General features: G+C 65.0%; 16 protein-coding genes. 12 read left to right on the top strand and 4 right to left on the bottom strand.

Annotated elements, in window-relative coordinates; all coding sequences use genetic code 11:
* The first annotated feature begins 80 nt into the window (after positions 1–80).
* The 4 genes from ACFOYU_RS21240 (at position 81) to ACFOYU_RS21225 (ending at position 1365) form a co-directional block, all read left to right on the top strand.
* Entirely contained in the window at positions 81–317 is a 237-nt protein-coding gene (locus tag ACFOYU_RS21240; protein ID WP_377035148.1) for a hypothetical protein, read from the top strand.
* Between the two features lies 1 nt (position 318).
* Positions 319–600 carry a hypothetical protein gene (locus tag ACFOYU_RS21235; RefSeq protein WP_377035147.1) on the top strand — a complete coding sequence of 94 codons (282 nt, stop codon included), beginning with the start codon at positions 319–321 and terminating at the stop codon, positions 598–600.
* A 4-nt stretch (positions 601–604) separates the two neighbouring features.
* The gene (locus ACFOYU_RS21230; protein WP_226740273.1) at positions 605–1108 is read left to right on the top strand and encodes a phage holin family protein; all 504 of its coding nucleotides are present in this window, start codon (positions 605–607) and stop codon (positions 1106–1108) included.
* Positions 1109–1209: 101 nt separating this feature from the next.
* A complete protein-coding gene (locus ACFOYU_RS21225) occupies positions 1210–1365 on the top strand; it encodes a hypothetical protein (RefSeq protein ID WP_377035146.1) in 156 nt (51 codons plus the stop codon).
* Positions 1366–1412: 47 nt separating this feature from the next.
* On the opposite strand, the gene ACFOYU_RS21220 is transcribed toward ACFOYU_RS21225, so the two are convergent.
* Positions 1413–6497, bottom strand: coding sequence for an autotransporter domain-containing protein (locus ACFOYU_RS21220; RefSeq protein WP_377035159.1), 5085 nt, complete (start codon positions 6495–6497; stop codon positions 1413–1415).
* Positions 6498–6975: 478 nt separating this feature from the next.
* Between ACFOYU_RS21220 and ACFOYU_RS21215 the strand changes: the two genes are divergently transcribed.
* From ACFOYU_RS21215 to ACFOYU_RS21205, 3 genes are all read left to right on the top strand, one after another.
* Positions 6976–7941: a homocysteine S-methyltransferase family protein gene (locus tag ACFOYU_RS21215; protein ID WP_377035145.1), complete on the top strand. Its 966-nt coding sequence runs from the start codon at positions 6976–6978 to the stop codon at positions 7939–7941.
* Between the two features lie 290 nt (positions 7942–8231).
* Complete coding sequence (locus ACFOYU_RS21210; RefSeq protein WP_377035144.1) at positions 8232–8909, top strand: HAD-IA family hydrolase; 678 nt, start codon at positions 8232–8234, stop codon at positions 8907–8909.
* A gap of 65 nt (positions 8910–8974) precedes the next feature.
* Positions 8975–9709, top strand: coding sequence for an ATP12 family chaperone protein (locus ACFOYU_RS21205; protein ID WP_226740282.1), 735 nt, complete (start codon positions 8975–8977; stop codon positions 9707–9709).
* Positions 9710–9754: 45 nt separating this feature from the next.
* Here the strand turns inward: ACFOYU_RS21205 and ACFOYU_RS21200 are convergent, their stop codons facing one another.
* The gene (locus ACFOYU_RS21200) at positions 9755–10132 is read right to left on the bottom strand and encodes a hypothetical protein (protein WP_226740284.1); all 378 of its coding nucleotides are present in this window, start codon (positions 10130–10132) and stop codon (positions 9755–9757) included.
* 166 nt (positions 10133–10298) lie between these two features.
* Between ACFOYU_RS21200 and ACFOYU_RS21195 the strand changes: the two genes are divergently transcribed.
* From ACFOYU_RS21195 to ACFOYU_RS21180, 4 genes are all read left to right on the top strand, one after another.
* Entirely contained in the window at positions 10299–11831 is a 1533-nt protein-coding gene (locus tag ACFOYU_RS21195) for an acyl-CoA carboxylase subunit beta (protein ID WP_226740286.1), read from the top strand.
* 159 nt (positions 11832–11990) lie between these two features.
* Entirely contained in the window at positions 11991–13226 is a 1236-nt protein-coding gene (locus tag ACFOYU_RS21190; protein WP_377035143.1) for an OpgC family protein, read from the top strand.
* 131 nt (positions 13227–13357) lie between these two features.
* On the top strand, positions 13358–13981 hold the full coding sequence (locus ACFOYU_RS21185; protein ID WP_377035142.1) for an SGNH/GDSL hydrolase family protein: 624 nt from the start codon (positions 13358–13360) through the stop codon (positions 13979–13981).
* A gap of 152 nt (positions 13982–14133) precedes the next feature.
* On the top strand, positions 14134–15210 hold the full coding sequence (locus ACFOYU_RS21180) for a PLP-dependent cysteine synthase family protein (protein ID WP_377035141.1): 1077 nt from the start codon (positions 14134–14136) through the stop codon (positions 15208–15210).
* Here ACFOYU_RS21180 and ACFOYU_RS21175 read toward each other — a convergent pair.
* Positions 15207–16271: an NAD(P)-dependent alcohol dehydrogenase gene (locus tag ACFOYU_RS21175; protein ID WP_377035140.1), complete on the bottom strand. Its 1065-nt coding sequence runs from the start codon at positions 16269–16271 to the stop codon at positions 15207–15209. The genes ACFOYU_RS21180 and ACFOYU_RS21175 overlap by 4 nt on opposite strands.
* 124 nt (positions 16272–16395) lie before the next feature.
* Positions 16396–17007 (bottom strand): alpha/beta hydrolase, encoded by a 612-nt coding sequence (locus ACFOYU_RS21170; protein ID WP_377035139.1) that lies wholly within the window; start codon positions 17005–17007, stop codon positions 16396–16398.
* A 316-nt stretch (positions 17008–17323) separates the two neighbouring features.
* Here ACFOYU_RS21170 and ACFOYU_RS21165 point away from each other — a divergent pair, with 316 nt between their 5' ends.
* Positions 17324–17737 carry a hypothetical protein gene (locus ACFOYU_RS21165; RefSeq protein WP_377035138.1) on the top strand — a complete coding sequence of 138 codons (414 nt, stop codon included), beginning with the start codon at positions 17324–17326 and terminating at the stop codon, positions 17735–17737.
* Positions 17738–17785 lie beyond the last annotated feature (48 nt).

Raw genomic sequence — 17785 nt, 5'->3', positions numbered from 1 at the left:
CGCAAAGCTTGGCTGTTCGAGTAATGCTTTCCTCGTCATCGCAAGGCGCATGGCGCCGGTTGCCTGATGAGGAAAAGACCATGCCTGAATTTCCGCAAGTCGTCGAAGACCTGAAGCGCACCCGCGACGAGATCAGGCTCAAGATCCACCTGGGCTCGAAGGAGCTGCAGGAGGAATGGTCGGCCATCGAAAAGCGCTGGGATTCGTTCGAGAGCAGGGCGGAGCTGAATCGCAGCGCCAGGGACGTCGGGGATGCCCTGACGATTCTGGGGGCCGAGCTCAAGGATGCCTTCCAGCGGGTTCGCAAGGCTCTCTAACGTGGTACGGCGGGACAGCATCCACGAAGAGCTCGGCGCTCTCCAGGCCGATTTGGCGCGCAGGTCCCCGTCCGCGCAGGACGGGGCTGCTCCTCGCTCTGCCGAGACGAACATCGGGGCGGCTGGGCCCGACGGCCTGGAGGAGCAACTGCGAGAGCTCGGCCAGGCTCTCTCCGGCCTTGCCGAGAACACGGAAGACGCCATAGCCGAGCACCCGATTGCGGCGGTTCTCGCCGCCTTTGTTCTGGGTGTCGCGGTCGGGCGGTTGTTGGGAAGAGGCTGACATCATGATGGACGACGTTGTCCGCAACCTTCGCGTCCTGTGGCGGGCCGAGACGATCATCGCCGACATTCGCTTCCGGCAGGTGGCGATCCGCTCCGGGCTGAAAGGCATCGCCGCTCTTCTTGTCGCCTTCGCCTTTCTCATGGGTAATCTGGCCGCGTTCTTTGCCCTCGAGCAGGTCTGGGGCCCGATATGGGCCGCCGCCATCATCGCGCTGGCGAGCCTGGCGGTCGCGGCGCTGCTCCTTCTGGTCGCTGCCCGGGCAAAGCCGGGACGGGAGATGGAGCTGGCCCTGGAGGTCAGGAATGCCGCCCTTCAGGCCCTGGAGGTCGACGCGCTGGCCCTGCAGAAGCAAGTGATCGAGGTCCGCGAGGAGATCAGGGGCGTGCGGCAGGCGATCACGGGTTTCGCCCGCCACCCCTTCGACAGCCTCCTGCCGAGCCTGCTCGTTCCGCTCGCCGGGGCCGTCGTGAAAGGGCTCAAGAAGACGGACGAGGGAAAGGCCTGAGCCAGCCAGCATCGGCTCGCGCTCCGGAACAAAGGCCACGCTCCGGCATTCGTTCGAAAGCAGCGAAACCGAAATCAGGTTGTCTCATGTCCGATACTCGCTTGAACGAAGCCGCCAGAATTCTTGCCGAGATCGGAGCGAACCTCTCGGACGAGCGCGCCTTGGAACAGGGGTGCCAGAAGCTCGCCGAAGCGCTGGAAGCCGCTGAGCGGCGCGGTCATGTCATGACCGCCGAACAGAAGCAGCAGAGCGGCTGAAGGTCACCGTTTTTCGCATCCGCCGAGGGGGTGTCTCCTCGCGAGGTTCAGCGGGTTCCAAAGCGCCAGGTGAAGCTGCCCTTGACGGCATGGTCCTGGGCTCGCGACCCTATCTGCCCCTGGTAGGACACGCCCAGGCTGACCGCCTCCGAAGCCTGCCAGTCGAGCCCGGCTTCCGCCACCAGCGCATCCCGGTCCACCGGCACCCCGCCCACCGTGAATGGAGACGCGCCGCCCGCGAACGCCAGCAGCGTCGACAGCTCCACGTCGCCGTAGGCGTGACGCCAGCCCAGGAGGCCGCGCAGGGTCAGCGGCATCCCGGCACCGATCCGCGCCTCCGCCCGCACGCCGACCGTCGTGGTACCGAGATCGTGATCCTGGGCGTAGCCGGTCAGGGCGGCGGCCCCGCCGTTCTCCCGGAATGCGTCCGTGTGCAGGCGCAGCACCGAGGTTCCCACGAACGGCTCGACGGCAGCTCCACCCCACGCAAAGCGGTAGCCGAGCTCACCGAAGGCCTGCAGCGTGGATCCGTTGTAGGAGGCACTGGTCCGGTCGGCGAAGCCGGCGAAGCTGATCGTGCGGGTCAGGTCGAGGTCGTGGTGGGCATAGGCGGCGCCCAGCCTGAGATTGAACGCCCCCCATTGGCCTGAGCCGTAGAGCGCGCCGAATACCGTCTCGTTCGCGCCCGAGGACAGGCGGGCATCGATATCGAACGAGGTGCGGGTGAACCCGCCGGCCACGCCGATGCGGAAGGTGTCGCCCGCCGATGCATCGGCGCCGAGGATGAAGCCGCCGGTGGAGGTGTCCATTCCGGCCGCGTTGCCGTTGCCGTCGATCTTGCCCCACGAGCCGAAGCCCTCGCCCCAGAAGGCAAATCGGCGGGGATCGAAGGACGGCGTGACGACGACCGGCTGCGGCACCGTTCCGGGTCCATCGGCGGCGTAGGCCGCGGAATAGACGCCTTGGGCAGAGGCGGGCAGGGCGGGGCCCGGGTTCGAGCGCGCGCGCAGGCGGCTCAGGACCGATTGCTGAACCAGCCGGGCATCGCCATAGGCCAGGGTCGCGGCCGAGGCATGTGCCTCGCCCGACAGGGCATCGAAGGCCTGACGAGCCCCCGCGACACTGGACACCAGCACGGTATCGAACAGCCGGTTGCCTTCGCCCAGCGCTTCGATTCCGTCGGCAGTGCGATACTGGTTCGGCGTCGCCGCCTCCGAGTGGAATGCCGCAGGATTGGCCCCGCGGACCAGGGTCAGCGTCACGGCCCTGCTGTCATAGCCCAGGGTCGGCGTGACGAAGGCGAACTTGCCTCCCGAGGTGCCGTCGAACCTACCCGACACGCCGCCTTGGGCGGTGAGGATTGTGTAAGGCCGGTTGGCCACGTAGCCCGTGCCCCGGTCGGGCAGGATCTGAACCGTGCCGCCCGAGAGGGTTGCGGTGCCGGAAGCGGCGATGCGGTCGCTTTGCCCGGCGGCGTCGATCTCCACCTCGTAGGTCGAGCCCGATGCGAAGGCGACGTTGCCGGAGACGTTGATCGTCCCGATCGAGTTTCCGGGTGCGATCATGGCGCCGTTTCGGGCCACGAGCCCCCCGACCGTGCCGGTGCCCCCGAGACTGCCGCCCGTCACCGTCACGACCGACCCGGCCAGGGAACCGTTCACCGCCAGACGCCCGGCCTGGACCTCGGTCCGCCCAGAGAACGGGCTAGTGCCGGTCAGGTTCAGACGCCCGGAGCCGGTTTTGACAAGGCGGCCCGTCCCCGCGATCGCGTTCGCGAAATCGGCGTCCGTAGCTTGGTCGACCACAAGGGTGGCGTTGTTGGCGATGGCGCCGGAGCCGAAGCTCGTGGCCGAGCCGACGAGAGTGCCTTCGCCGATCGTGGTGCCGCCCGCATAGGTGTTGTTGTCCGACAGGGTCAGTGTCCCGGTGCCGAGCTTGGACAGGGAGCCGGAGCCCGAGACCGGACCGGACAGGGTGACCGCATGGGCGTCGGTGTCGAAAATGCCGCCGCCCGTTCCGAGGGTGATCGTGCGGGCCGAGGCGAAATCCGCCAGAGCCCACAGGCGCGCTCCGCCCTCGATGGCGAGCCCGCCCGAGGAGGCGCCCAGACTGGCGTCCGAGGCGATGCCGAGTGTTCCTGCGGCAAGGCGGGTGCCGCCCTGATACGTGTTGAGGCCGGACAGGATCAGGGTGCCGGCGCCTCCCTTGGCGAGCCCTCCCGCGCCGCCGATCGGCGCGGCGATGGTGGCGGTGCGGCCGCTTTCGACCCGCACGTCCCCCCGCGCCCCGGCAATGGTCAGCAACCCGCCGGTGCCCGGCACGATGCGGTAGCCGTCCGCCTCGAAGCGCAGCGCCGAGAAGCTTTGTGGACCCTCCACCGTCACGGTTCCGCCGGTGCCGCGAAACACGGCCGTATCTCCCTGCCAGCGGGTGAGCAGGCTGCCGTCCGGATTGCTCCAGCCGAAGCTGTTCCAGAGGCCGGACCCTTGAGTCCAGTATTGCTGGCCGGCCGCGTCGATGAGCGTGAGGCGGACTTCGCCCGAGCCGCTCTCGAGGGCGAAGTTGGAGAGCTTGTAGCCGATGGGTGCGGAGGTGAGCGCCAGGGGAGAACCGGTCAATGTGCCGCCGTAGCTCAACAGCTTGTAGCTCGTCCCTCCCGACAGGTCCGAGTTCTCCCCGATGGCAAGACGGCCGTCGAGGGCAAGATCGCCTGCGATGGCGAACAGGGGATCGGTGCCACCCGCATTCAGACCGACGTTCAGGGTGGCAGCCGAGGCCAGGGAGAGGCTGCCCATCCTCAACGTGCGACCGCTGGCACCCGCCAGGGTGCCGCCGTCCTGCACATTCACGGCACCGGCCATATTGCCCGACCCGGTGAGGGTAGCGCCAGACTGCACCTGCGTGGACGTGCTGGCGAGAGAGCCGTCGATGCGCAGGGTTCCGGCTGCAACGATGGTGGTGCCTGAAAGATTGTTTGCGCCTGTGAGGCTGAGGTCGCCCGAGCCTGTCTTGATCAAGGTGCCAGTGCCGTTGACGGCATTCGACAATGTGCCTGCGGAGACCTGATCAATCACCAGGGTTGCATTGTTCAGAATGTCCTCCGTGCCGAAGCTGGAGGTCGACCCTGTTAACGTGCCGGCATTGATGGTCGTGCCGCCGGTATAACTATTCATTCCGGACAGGGTGAGGGTGCCGGCTCCGCTTTTGGACAGGCTGCCTGCCCCAGAAATTGCGCCTGCGAAGGTTGTGTTGTCCGAATGGTTGAAGGCAAGCGTTGCTGTATTTGCCATTGCCACCGCGGGCGTCGTGAGTTTGCCCGCTCGCCCGCCTGTGCCGACCTGGAGAGTGCTGTCCTCATTGATCGAGACCGTGCCGGCATTGACCTCTCCGCCGTCAGCGAGCGTCAGGGAACCCGGACTGGAATCGCCGCCGACGAAGAGATCCCCGCCAACCGTCCAGGCGGAAGTCGCCCCTTCCACGGCTGCGGTGACACCGAATCCAAGCTCCGCATCGCCCGTGGTCTCAAGCCTGCCGCCATTCGAGACGGTGAGGTGGCTGTTTCCGAAAGCTGCCATGAAGGTCGCCACGCCCGACCGGGCCACCGAACCGCTACCGGTGACGATGAAGTCGCCGCCAACCACCGTTCCGAAGGCCGCCGCCTCGAGCAGGCTGCCGCCGGAGACCGTCATGCTCCCGCTCATCATACCGGCGGCGCCGGCGGCGACGAGACGGCCTCCCTTCGTGACCGAAAGGCTGCCGCCAGTGACGATGGCATCGCCACCGACGGCGACGTTGCCCTGAATGTCCAGGCTGGAGCAGCAGACATCGATGTCGCCGCCGAGATTGCTCGTCCCGGTCAATGTGAGCGTGCCGTCGCCGACCACTTCAAGGGAGCCGTCGCCGGAAAGCGTTCCGGCAAAAGTAGAGTCCCGGTCGTTCTCGCCGACAGTCAACGTCTGGCCGCCTCCGATGGAGACGGTGCCGATACCCGCCAGGGAACCGATGACCTCGTTGTCTTCGACCCGGTAGGTGCCACCCCCTCCGACGGTGACCGCCGAGACATCCGGGGTGGCGGAACCGCCCTGGACCGCGAGAATGCCGCCGTCGATCCGGGTCGCGCCCGTGTAGGTGTTAATGCCGGACAGGGTGAGTGTGCCGATACCTGTTTTCGTGAGATCGCCTGTGCCAGCGAGACCGGCTGAGATGCCGATGCTGCGCCCGTCCGTATCGACATATGCGCCGCCAGCGCCAATGGTAACACCGCCTCCATCGAAGCCGCGCAAGTAATCCCCCTCGTCAGCCGTCGCACGCAGGATGCCGCCGTTGAGATTGAGCGTGGCGGACCCGCCTCCCTTCTCCACATAGGCCGTTTCGAGAACGCCGCGTCCGCCCGCTTCGGTGCCGTTGAGGGTGAGCGTGCCTGTTGAGCCCGCATTGATGCCGATGGAAACCTGTGACGCCGAGACTTTGCCGCCATTAGAAACCGTCAGCGCACCGGATCCCGATGTGGCAACGGTGACACTTTCGCTATTCAACCACCGCGAGTCTGCTCCGCTGACGATTACTGTCCCGCTGCTTGTGGCGCTCCAGCCGATGGTGGCGTTGGTGTTCTGAACGAGCGCGCCATCTGAGACGGTCAACTGGCCCGTCCCTTTGTCGTAGCCGACGACGATCCCCAAGTGATGAACCCAACTGGATCCCGCGCCCGTCACGGCTGCTGTGCCGCTGCCGCCGTTTCCGAGAAAGCTGACATTGCTGATGACGGCTCCGCCGTTTGAAATCAGCAGCGAGCCGGTTCCGTTGTAGCCTACCGTATTGAAACTCGTGCCTTGCCAAGTCGAGCCCTCGCCCGTGACGGTCACGGTGCCAATGCCTCCGGAGCCAATCCAGCTAGCGTTGCTTGTGAGGGACCCACCATTCGAAATCGCTACTTCGGCAGTGCCGGTGGTGCCAACATTTAGGACATGCGACTGAGCACCCGAGTTCTGTACCTGTGCCGTACCAGTGCCGACGGTAACGTCGTCGCTACTCGTTGGAACGGAGTTGTCCTGCCAGCTCTCTGGCAGGAACCAACTGGCTATACCTCCAGCCCGGTCATCGGCAGCGGCGGGCGTCGCGATGGGCAGCAGCAAGGCCAGGGACGAGACTGAGGCCAAGAGTGCCGTGAGTGAGGGCGACAGGCGAAACCCGGTGCCGCCCCGCCAATAATCTGTCTATGCGCTTCTGATCTGCCCGCGATTCATCGGCACGTCTCCCAGTCTCTGCCACCGCCCGCCAGCGGTCCTTTTCGCATGGCGCACAATAAGAGAAGAATCCTCTCCGGCTAGTTGAAATCCCCCTTAAAAAGAGGGGTTTGTTGCGTAACGTCACCTAAGGGCAACACCAGATTAGAATTGGTCCAGTGCAGTAGAGAGTTCGTGTAGGCGAGGAGTGCCATCGCCACGATTGCGTCGGAACGAGGACTGTCGTCTTCACGGCATTGGAGCGCTGCCTCCTCAAGAGCAGCTTCGGGCGGAAGCAATAGTAGCGGAGGAGGGAGCATCCGATGCTTGCGCTATCTTCGACAACACGGTTCATTGATGCGGCGGCAGGTGGATCAGAGAGCGTCGGATGAATATTGAAACCGTATTCCGGTCGGGAGCGACGATCCTGACGGATGGTGGCATCGAAACGCGCCTGATCTACGAGTTCAACATCGATCTGCCGGAATTCGCCGCTTACACCGCCCTGTTCGATGATCAGGGGCGCTCGGCCCTCACGGAGATCTATCGCGGCTACCTCGCGATCGCATCCGAATTCCAGATGCCGATGCTGATCGGCACGCCGACCTGGCGCGCGCATCCGGATTGCCTTCGCCGCCTCGGCTTCTCGAAGGATGACGACCTTCATCGGGTGAATGCCGAGGCGGTCACCTTCCTTCAGGGCCTGCGGAGAGACACCCGAACCGAAGCCCTCGTCCATATCGCAGGAGTGATCGGCCCACGGTATGACGGCTATCGTGCCGAGGATGCTCCCGGCTTGGACGAGGCGCGGGACTATCATCATCACCAAGCCCAAGTTCTTGCCGGACTTGGCGTCGATTTGCTCTACGGGCCGACATTCGCCAGTCATGCGGAAATGGCCGGCGTGGCTCATGCCATGGCGGAGACGGGGCTTCCTTATGCCCTCGCACCCGTCATCGACGATCACGGACGCCTGCTCGACGGTGTTCCGTTCACCGAGGCAGCCCGGCTCGTCGGCGAGACTGCCGATCCCAAGCCGCTCTACTACCTGGCTGGCTGCGTTCATCCATCGACTTTCTTGTCCGCCATCGAAGCAGGCGAGGATCGAATGCAGCGCGAGATCCCCAGCCGCCTCGCGGGGCTGAAAGCCAACGCATCGCCGCTTCCACCCGACCGGTTGGATAGTCTCGATCACCTCGCCGGGGATGCGCCGGCAGTGCTGGCGGGGGAGATCCTTGCCGTTCGCAACCGATACCGGCTGAGGATCGTCGGTGGATGCTGCGGGACGAGCGACAGGCACATCCGCGCCATCGCCGAGGGGCTGCGCATCGATGCCTGTGCCGGAGCCGGCTAGTCACGCCCGACAAGCCCTTCGTCGAACGCGGCACCTATGCCGAGCTGATGAAATCGGACGGCATGTTCCGCCGCCTCGCGGAGCGCCAAGTCATCTAGGCTTGGGCGGCGCCACGGCCGATCGCCGGTCGGCAGGGCGCGATCGGTCCTGGCAATGTTTCCTCGCCCGCGGAGAAACGGCTTTATCCTCCGGCAGTCCGGCTTTATGGCTGTCGCCCATGATGCTGCCGGACCGCCGCGTGCCTGCCCGCACGGGAAACGCCTGTCCGGTCCTTTAATGGGTGGAAGTTCTTGAAGCTCGTCATTTTCGATGTCGACGGAACCCTGGTCGACAGTCAGAACATCATCGTCGCCGCGCAGCACGCGGCCTTCGCGGCCTATGGGCTGGAGCCGCCGAGCCGGGAGATGTCGCTGTCCATCGTCGGCCTGTCTCTCGTCGAGGCCTTCACGGTTCTCGTCGGGCCGAAGGGGCCCGTGGAAGGGCTGGCCGAGGCCTATAAGAACGCCTTCGGGTCCCTGCGTCTCGACCCGGCTCTTGCGGAGCCGCTCTTCCCCGGTGCGGAAGCGTGCCTCGACTGGCTGCGGGGCCGGGAGGACGTGCTTCTGGGGATTGCCACCGGCAAGTCCCGGCGCGGGGTCGGACACCTCCTGGATCGCCACGGCTGGGAGCGCGTCTTCGCCACGATCCAAACGGCGGACGATGCCCCCTCGAAGCCCCATCCGGCGATGATCCGGCAGGCGATGGAGGAGGTGGGAGCTTCGCCGGAGGATACGGTGATGATCGGCGATTCCAGCTTCGACATGGAAATGGCCAAGGCCGCGGGCGTGCTGCCCATCGGGGTCTCCTGGGGATTCCAGCCCGTGGCGGCGCTGAAGGAGGCGGGCGCCGGCAGGATCGTCGGCAGCTATGCCGAACTCGAAGGGGCCTTGCGCCGGTTTCTGGACCCTCTCTCGCATCCGGCGGCCTGAATGCCTATCTCACACCCATGACAGATTCCCGAGACTGGTTCCCCTCGGCGGAAGAGCCGAATCCGATGCGTGCCGCCCAAGGGGGCATGAAGCCGACCCTGCCGAAGCGCTTCTACAAGGAAGCCGGCGTCGAAGAGCGGGAAGGGCGGTTCTTCCTCGTGCTCGACGGGCGCACGGCCAAGACGCCGAACCGGCAGGAGCTCGCCGTCCCGACGCGCGGCCTTGCCGAAGCCCTGGCCGGCGAATGGGCCGCGCAGGAAACCGAAATCGACCCCTCGACCATGCCGGTGACCCGCATCGTCAACTCGGCCATCGACGGCGTTGCGCCCCGTCAGCGCGAGGTGGTGGACGACCTGGTCCGCTATGCCGGGTCGGACCTGACCTATTACCGGGCCGGCGAGCCGGAGCGTCTGGCCGATGCGCAGAACGACGCCTGGAACCCGGTGCTGGACTGGGCCAGGGATGTGCATGGGGCGCGATTTTCCCTTGCGGAAGGGGTGATGCACGTCGCCCAGCCGCAGGAGTCGGTGGCGGCCATCCGTGGCGCCATCGAGAGGATCGATTCGCCGTTCGCCCTTGCGGCCCTTCACGTAATGACGACCCTCACGGGGTCGGTGCTGATCGCGCTCGCCCATGCGTCCAAGATCATCGATGCGGACCAGGCCTGGGCAGCCGCCCATGTGGACGAGCACTACCAGGAAAGCCTCTGGGGCGAGGACTACGAGGCCATGGAGCGCCGCCGGAAGCGCGAGGCCGATTTCCGGGCCGCCTCGGAGGTGTTCCGCCTGGCCCGCCCATGAAAAAAGCCGCCGGAAGCCGGCGGCTTTCGCAGGAACGTGGCGGAATCAGGCGCGGTGGAAGCTGATGCCGCACTTCTTCTGGATCGAGGCTTCCTCGATGGCCTGCATGTGACCCTTCAAACGGGCGAGCTCCGCCGTCTGGGCGTTGTTGCCGCCGACGAAGAAGGCCGCGGGCCAGAAGATCACGATGGCGGCCGTGGTGGCCACGGTGTCCTTGGTGCGCTGCGAGTCCTGCACGCCGGCGGCGGCGGCGGCGGCGCTCGAGACCCGCTGGGCCTCCATGCTCAGCTCACGGCAATTGTAGCTGCTGTAGGTTGCAGACGACACGTAGGACGCGGCGACCTCGTCCGAGCGGCTGGCGCAGCCTGCGGCCAGCAGGGAAACGGCTGCGGCAGAAGCCGCGATCTTCTGGAAATTCTTCATTGTTGCCCCCAAAAACAGGAATAGGAACGTTATTCCTGTTCACTGTCTAGCTTCGGAATCGGTCCGTGTGAAGTGACCCGGAGCACACCATAGTGGGATGTTTGATCCCGAAAGGCTGTGCTAAGCGGGAGGCAAAGCCATTCTCTCCCGGCCTCAGGGATCACCCATGAAAGACATTCTCGAACGACTTGAAGACAGGCGCGCTCAGGCCCGGCTCGGCGGCGGGGCCAAGCGCATCGAGGCCCAGCACGCCCGGGGCAAGCTCACGGCCCGGGAGCGCATCGAGCTCCTGCTCGACAAGGGCTCCTTCGAGGAGTTCGACATGTTCGTGGAGCACCGCTCCACCGATTTCGGCATGGAGAAGGTGAAGATCCCGGGCGACGGCGTGGTCACCGGCTGGGGCACCGTCAACGGCCGCACGGTTTTCGTCTTCGCCAAGGATTTCACGGTGTTCGGCGGCTCGCTCTCCGAGGCCCATGCCCAGAAGATCATCAAGATCCAGGACATGGCGCTCAAGATGCGCGCCCCCATCGTGGGCCTGTTCGATGCGGGCGGCGCCCGCATCCAGGAGGGTGTGGCGGCGCTCGGCGGCTACGGCGAGGTGTTCAAGCGCAACGTGATCGCCTCCGGAGTCATCCCGCAGATCTCGGTCATCATGGGCCCCTGCGCGGGCGGCGACGTCTATTCGCCGGCCATGACGGACTTCATCTTCATGGTGCGCGACCGCTCCTACATGTTCGTCACGGGGCCGGACGTGGTGAAGACCGTCACCAACGAGACCGTGACCTCCGAGGAGCTGGGCGGGGCCAAGATCCACACCACCAAGTCCTCGGTGGCGGACGGCGCCTACGACAACGACGTGGAGGCGCTGCTCCAGGTGCGCCGCCTCATCGATTTCCTGCCCGCCAACAACATGGACGGGGTGCCCGAGATTCCGAGCTTCGACGATCCGAACCGGGTCGACGAGAGCCTGGACACCCTGGTTCCGGACAATCCCAACAAGCCCTACGACATGAAGGAGCTGATCCTGAAGGTCGTGGACGAGGGCGACTTCTTCGAGATCCAGGAGGCCTTCGCCCGGAACATGATCACCGGCTTCGGCCGCATCGAGGGGCGCACGGTCGGCTTCGTGGCCAACCAGCCGATGGTGCTGGCGGGCGTGCTCGACTCGGACGCCTCCCGCAAGGCCGCCCGGTTCGTGCGCTTCTGCGACGCCTTCAATATCCCCATCGTCACCTTCGAGGACGTGCCCGGCTTCCTGCCCGGCACGGCGCAGGAATATGGCGGCCTCATCAAGCACGGCGCCAAGCTGCTCTTCGCCTATTCCGAGGCCACGGTGCCGCTCGTCACCGTCATCACCCGCAAGGCCTTCGGCGGCGCCTACGACGTGATGGCGTCCAAGCATATCGGCGGCGACGTGAACTATGCCTGGCCCACGGCTCAGATCGCCGTGATGGGCGCCAAGGGCGCGGTGGAGATCATCTTCCGCCAGGACCTCGGCGACGAGGAGAAGATCGCGGCCCGGACCAAGGAATACGAGGACCGCTTCATGTCGCCCTTCGTGGCGGCCGAGCGCGGCTACATCGACGAGGTGATCATGCCGCACTCCACGCGGCGCCGGATCGCCCGGGCGCTCGCGATGCTCCGGCACAAGGAAACCGAGCGGCCCTGGAAGAAGCACGACAACATTCCGTTGTGACGGCGCAAGGGAACGCACGGTCCCAAACCTGCGGGGTCTCAGAAGCTGCAGTGCCTGCCACACCCGGCGAGAAGCCGGGTGTGAATGATCTGTCACACTTGTCTGTGCGGTGCGGATTTGGGATAGCCCCATAGGGGTCGAATCCGTCTCGGACAGTTGATGACGGTCGTTGGATCCCACTGCCATGCTCTGGCGTTCTCTCATCATCAAAAACTGCGAGGTTCGGGAATGCACGCCCCAGTTGGCCGCAACCCTGCGATCGATTTCTGGCGTGGTCTCATCCTCGTCGTGATCTTCATCAATCACGTTCCAGGCAATCTCCTCGAGCACTTGACGCCGCGCAACTACGGCTTCTCCGATGCGGCCGAGGCTTTCGTCTTCATTTCAGGATTGTCCGTAGCCCTCGTGTACTATCCCAAGCTGCCCCAGGGCGACGTTTTCGGAGTGGTCCGGCGGTGTTTCCGGCGCTCGCTTCAACTGTATCGAATGCACTTGGTTCTGACCGGTGTCGCCGTGGCGCTGTTCTCCGTAGGCTACGTGGCCAGCGAGGATATCAGGCTGATCGAGGCTCATGGCCGGGGCACCGTGTTCGATGATACGGCCCGAGGCATCACCGGCGTTCTCCTGCTCGGGCACCAACTCGGATACTTCAATATCCTGCCTCTCTACATCATGCTGATGCTGTGGGCTCCGGTGGCCATGGTCCTGATGCGGATCCATGTCGCGCTGGCTGCAGCCGTGTCGATCGGCATCTACGTACTGGCTCGCATCGATGTCCTGTCGCTTCCGAGTTGGCCCGAGCCTGGGAGGTGGTTCTTCAATCCGTTCGCATGGCAGCTTCTGTTCACGATAGGTATTGCCGCGGGCGCGTTCTTTGTTCGAACGGGGATGCCCTACCGACGGATCGTGTTCGCGGGAGCCGTCGTTTTTCTCGCTGCATCGTTCGTTGTCATGACCGATGCGCTTGGCTTTGCACCGAACCTGCTCTGGAGCACCTTCGTTAATTTTGATCTCGTCAAGAGCGATCTCGGCCTCAGCCGTCTCCTTCACTTCCTGGCGCTCGCCTATGTGGTGACGCAGCTTCGATTGGGGCAGGTGTTGCAGGGAACCGCCCTTGGGGGCGAGATGAGGCGACTTGGGCGCAATGCCTTGCCGGTCTTCGCCGTCGGTTCCGCCCTCAGTGCCCTGGGGGAGGTGATCATGACGCTGGCGGCGGTGAAGTCATCCGCTAGTCCGCATATCGTTGGTATGGTATTCACTATCCTCGGTATTCTCGGACTCCTCCTACTGGCGCGATACCTGGAATGGAAAAAGCAAGGCTCGACCGCTCCCCGACAGGAGCGCGCCAGAGAACCTGGACTCGTCTCGGTATCGTCTGGGCAGTTCCCGCACTAGCTTCGGTAGTTTTGGCCGCCTTGAGCGGCCCTGCGCTTGCAGAGGATGCCGCATGCCGCGCGTACCAGCCCATCTTCTCGGCTTCGGGGAGGCTGGAGCGCGTCACATCCAGGCTTATCCGGCGTGAGCCCGTGCGTGTTCTGGCCATCGGGTCCTCCTCCACGGAGGGAATAGGCGCATCCTCGCCGGCGTTTTCCTATCCGGTCCAGCTCCAGGCCGACCTTGCTCGCATGTGGAAAGGAGCGGTCACCGTCGAGAATGCCGGAAAAGGGGGAGAGACGATTTTCGAGACCGTCGGGCGCCTGGAGACCATCCTCAGGGCGGACCGGCCTGATCTTGTCATCTGGCAGGTGGGCACGAACGATGCGGTGAAGGGGGGCGACGAGGCCCGTTTTTCGGCCCTTCTGAGACAGGGGATCGACACCGCACAGGCTCTCGGCGTCGAGATGCTTCTCGTCGATCAGCAATATTACCCGACCATAAGAGATATCGGCCGTTATGAGCGGTTTGTGGACCTCGTCAACGCAATGGCTACCGTCGAACAGGTGCCGGTGTTTTCGCGCTACAAGCTCATGAAAGCATGGGGTGAGCGTTCGCCGGATACCCTGACCTCCATGTTGTCGAGCGACGGTTTCCACATGGGCGATCGCGGCTACGACTGCATGGCGCGGCTCATTGCCGACGGCGTTCAGCTCATGGCGGCAAAGAAAGACGCCGATCCGAACCCGACCGTCACCACGGCCGCGCGTCGCTGAGATCCGCCCGGTCATGATCCGGCACGCCCCGAATGATGGAAACCTCGTTGCGAAGTTGGGGCCGCCTCGGATAAGGCCGTTCTATGAAAATTTTCCAACGTGGGAATTCCCGCCCGGCCATCCCGGTTGAGGCCCCTGTCGAGTCACTCGCCATGAACATCTCCTCCAGCCGCTCCTGGGTCGCCCGCGCCATCCAGATCATCGAGGCCGATTTCAACCGGTCGTCGGACACGCATCTCCTGCAGGTTCCGCTTCCGGGCGCTCCGGGCGTCGCTCTCTACCTGAAGGACGAATCGACCCATCCGTCGGGGAGCCTCAAGCACAGGCTGGCGCGTTCGCTGTTCCTCTATGGACTGTGCAACGGCTGGATCGGCCCGGAGACGACCATCGTGGAGGCGTCGAGCGGGTCCACGGCGGTGTCGGAGGCTTATTTCGCCCGGATGCTGGGCCTGCGCTTCATCGCCGTCATGCCGCGCTCGACGTCCGCCGAGAAGATCGCCCAGATCGCCTTCTACGGGGGCGAGAGCCATTTCGTCGATTCCCCGGCCGAGATGTACACGGAGAGCGCCCGCCTCGCGGAGGAACTCGGCGGCCATTACATGGACCAGTTCACCTACGCGGAGCGGGCGACCGACTGGCGCGGCAACAACAACATCGCCGAATCCATCTTCAGTCAGATGGCGCAGGAGGAGCATCCGATTCCGGCGTGGATCGTCATCGGCGCCGGAACCGGCGGCACCTCGGCGACGCTCGGGCGGTATATCCGCTACCGCCGCCTGCCGACCCGGCTGTGCCTGGCCGACCCGGAGGCCTCGGTCTTCCACCGGCATCTCGCGGACCGGAGCATCTGTACCGTGGCCTGCACGCCCTCCGTCATCGAAGGCATCGGGCGCCCGCGCTGCGAGCCGTCCTTCGTGCCGGAGCTGATCGACTGCGCCCACGCGGTGCCGGACGCGGCGAGCCTCGCGGCGGCCAGGGTGCTATCGGGCCGCATCGGCCGATCCTGCGGCGGGTCGACCGGAACGAACCTGTGGGCCGTGGCGCATATCGTCACCGAGATGGTCCGTAACGGCGAGGAAGGCTCGGTCGTGACGCTTCTGTGCGATTCCGGCGAGCGCTATCGCAGCACGCATTGGGACGATGCCTGGCTCGCGCAGCGCGGGATCGACACCGGTCCCGCCGAAGCCGCGATGGAGCGCTTCTTCGAGACCGGCGCGCTCGACGCCTAGAGTGTCTTCGTCTCCTCCTTCAGGGAGGCCATGTCGATCACGAAGCGGTATTTCACGTCGCTCCGGACCATCCGGTCCCAGGCCTCGTTGATCCGGTGGATCGGGATCATCTCGATATCGGAGACGATGCCGTGCTCGGCGCAGAAATCGAGCATTTCCTGCGTTTCCGCGATGCCGCCGATGAGGGAGCCTGCAAGACGGCGGCGTCTCATGATCAGGCTGAACACGTTGGGCGAGGGGTGAGGCTCGGCGGGCGCCCCCACGAGGGTCATGGTGCCGTCGCGGCGCAGCAGGGTCAGGAAGGCGTCCAGATTGTGCGGGGCCGCCACCGTGTTCAGGATGAAATGGAAGCTCGAATCGTGCCTGGCCATGGCATCCGGATCGCGGGAGACGACCACCTCGTCCGCACCGAGGCGCAGGGCGTCCTCCGTCTTGCCGGGGGAGGTGGTGAACAGGACGACATGGGCCCCCATGGCGTGGGCGAGCTTCACCCCCATATGGCCGAGGCCGCCAAGGCCGACGATGCCCACCTTCTGGCCCTTTCCGACGCCCCACTGCCGCAGGGGCGAATAGGTGGTGATGCCGGCGCACAGGAGCGGCGCAGCCGCAGCCGGGTCCAGGTTCTCCGGCATGCGCAGGACGAAATGCTCGTCCACCACGATGGTGGTCGAGTAGCCGCCATAGGTCACGCCGCCGGAGCGCTTGTCCGGACTGTTATAGGTGCCCGTGAATTCGTGGACGCAATACTGCTCCAGTCCGTCGTCGCAGTTGATGCAGTGGCGGCAGGAATCGACCATGCAGCCGACGCCGGCAAGATCACCTTCCTTGAAGCGGGTGACGTCGGAGCCGACGCGGATCACCCGGCCGACGATCTCGTGGCCCGGAACCACCGGATACGCCGCTTCTCCCCACTCGTCGCGGGCGGTGTGAACGTCCGAATGGCACACCCCGCAATAGAGAATGTCGATCTGCACGTCACGCGGACCGGGCTCGCGCCGCTCGAACTGGAAGAGGTTGAGCGGGCTGGAGGCGGCTTTGGCGGCGTATCCGAAGGTTTTCATGCGGGGAGGATCCTTGGCGCGGATTGAATCGGGGGTAGACGGTCTCGTCCGCCCGCGGTTCCAAGCGCCAAGGCCGGAAAAAGCGGAAGCCTCGTTCGCCGCCGGCCCTCCCAGGACAGCACGCCTAAAGGTTCAGGAACCAGTTCTGCGTCAGCGACAGGTCCTGCTGGGAGAGGCCGTGCCCGGCCGGCAGGATGGTGTGCTTCACCTCGGCGCCCGCACCTTGCAGCTGTGCGGCCAGGCGCGATGAATTGTCTGCGGGGATGAGCGGATCCATCGCGCCGGAGAGCATCAGGACCTGCTTTCCCGTCAGATCCGTCCGGGGCGGATCGCTCAAGGGCACCATGGCGCGGAGCAGCACGGCGCCGGCCAGGGTTTCCGGGCGCAGCACCAGCATGGCGGCGGCGATGTTGGCACCGTTGGAGAAGCCCAGGGCAATGGGGGCGGCAAGGCCGTAGGCCTCCCGGGCCTCGGCGACGAAATCCGCGAGCTCGTTCGCCCGTGCCTTCACGTCCTCCTCGTCGAACACGCCTTCGGCAAGGCGGCGGAAGAAGCGGGGCATGCCGTTTTCCAGCACCTTTCCGCGGGGGGAGAGGAGGGCGGCGCCGGAGGCGACCATCCTTCCGGCGGGGATGAGGTCGTTCTCGTCGCCGCCGGTGCCGTGCAGAAGCAGGAGCGGGGGCTGGTCCGGCGTTAACGCGGGCTCGTAGCGATGGGTGAACGAGAGCGGCCTCATGCCCGAAAATCCTTGTTTTTTAAGAGAATGAACACCTTACCGCTTCCTGAAGACGGGGTTTGGCACCTTGGATCGGTCCTGATGTGCCACATGGGGCCGATGGCCGGAAACCGAAGTGACGCAAGGCTTTCCATGCGTCGGCGCAAAGCCCGGGGTGACGCGGCAAGATTCTCGCAACCAAAGAGTCTCAACAACGCTTAACCTCAACGCCGATTCAGAATTGCGAATTAACGGTTTGAGCCGTTCCCCCGTGCAAAAGTCATACCCGGACAAGAGATCAACCGGCACCCAACAAAAGCCGGGGGGAGTCAAACAGATGATCAAGAATAACCTTCGCGATTTCATCGAAACCGTCATCGACAACAAGTACATCTCGGCCGAGGACGTGAAGAAGCTTCAGCGGGACATTCTCGAGGACGGCATCATGACCCGGCTCGAGGCCGAGGCGCTGCTGGCCCTGGACCGCACCCTCGACACGCATGAAAGCTGGGGACCGGCGCTCACCGTCCTGGTCGTCGATTTCGTGGTCTGGTCCCTGCGGCCGACCGGGGTCGTCACCAACGACGACGCCATGTGGCTGACGACCGCACTCGATTTGGGCGGAACCACGGAGACCGCCATGAACATCGTCTATGCCATCCTGGACGAGACGCAGAACGTGGACGTGGCCCTGCTCGACTTCATCATGCGCGGACGCCAGCACGCCCGGATGCACCGCCTGGCGGCCTGATCCGGAAAGATCCACCTTACGCTAAAAGCTGATCTGGCCCCGCTTCCC

This window comes from Microvirga sp. GCM10011540 (assembly GCF_042650665.1).
Classification (GTDB): Bacteria; Pseudomonadota; Alphaproteobacteria; order Rhizobiales; family Beijerinckiaceae; genus Microvirga; species Microvirga lenta.
The sequence above is the reverse complement of the archived record's forward strand: the minus strand, read 5'-3'. Positions and strand labels throughout refer to the sequence as shown.

Coding starts and splice junctions, on each gene's coding strand:
- ACFOYU_RS21165 (WP_377035138.1), top strand. CDS start 17,324: ATGATCAAGAATAACCTTCGCGATTTCATCGAAACCGTCATCGACAAC.
- ACFOYU_RS21200 (WP_226740284.1), bottom strand. CDS start 10,132: ATGAAGAATTTCCAGAAGATCGCGGCTTCTGCCGCAGCCGTTTCCCTG.
- ACFOYU_RS21170 (WP_377035139.1), bottom strand. CDS start 17,007: ATGAGGCCGCTCTCGTTCACCCATCGCTACGAGCCCGCGTTAACGCCG.
- ACFOYU_RS21190 (WP_377035143.1), top strand. CDS start 11,991: ATGACGGTCGTTGGATCCCACTGCCATGCTCTGGCGTTCTCTCATCAT.
- ACFOYU_RS21230 (WP_226740273.1), top strand. CDS start 605: ATGATGGACGACGTTGTCCGCAACCTTCGCGTCCTGTGGCGGGCCGAG.
- ACFOYU_RS21215 (WP_377035145.1), top strand. CDS start 6,976: ATGAATATTGAAACCGTATTCCGGTCGGGAGCGACGATCCTGACGGAT.
- ACFOYU_RS21205 (WP_226740282.1), top strand. CDS start 8,975: ATGCGTGCCGCCCAAGGGGGCATGAAGCCGACCCTGCCGAAGCGCTTC.
- ACFOYU_RS21175 (WP_377035140.1), bottom strand. CDS start 16,271: ATGAAAACCTTCGGATACGCCGCCAAAGCCGCCTCCAGCCCGCTCAAC.
- ACFOYU_RS21195 (WP_226740286.1), top strand. CDS start 10,299: ATGAAAGACATTCTCGAACGACTTGAAGACAGGCGCGCTCAGGCCCGG.
- ACFOYU_RS21240 (WP_377035148.1), top strand. CDS start 81: ATGCCTGAATTTCCGCAAGTCGTCGAAGACCTGAAGCGCACCCGCGAC.
- ACFOYU_RS21180 (WP_377035141.1), top strand. CDS start 14,134: ATGAACATCTCCTCCAGCCGCTCCTGGGTCGCCCGCGCCATCCAGATC.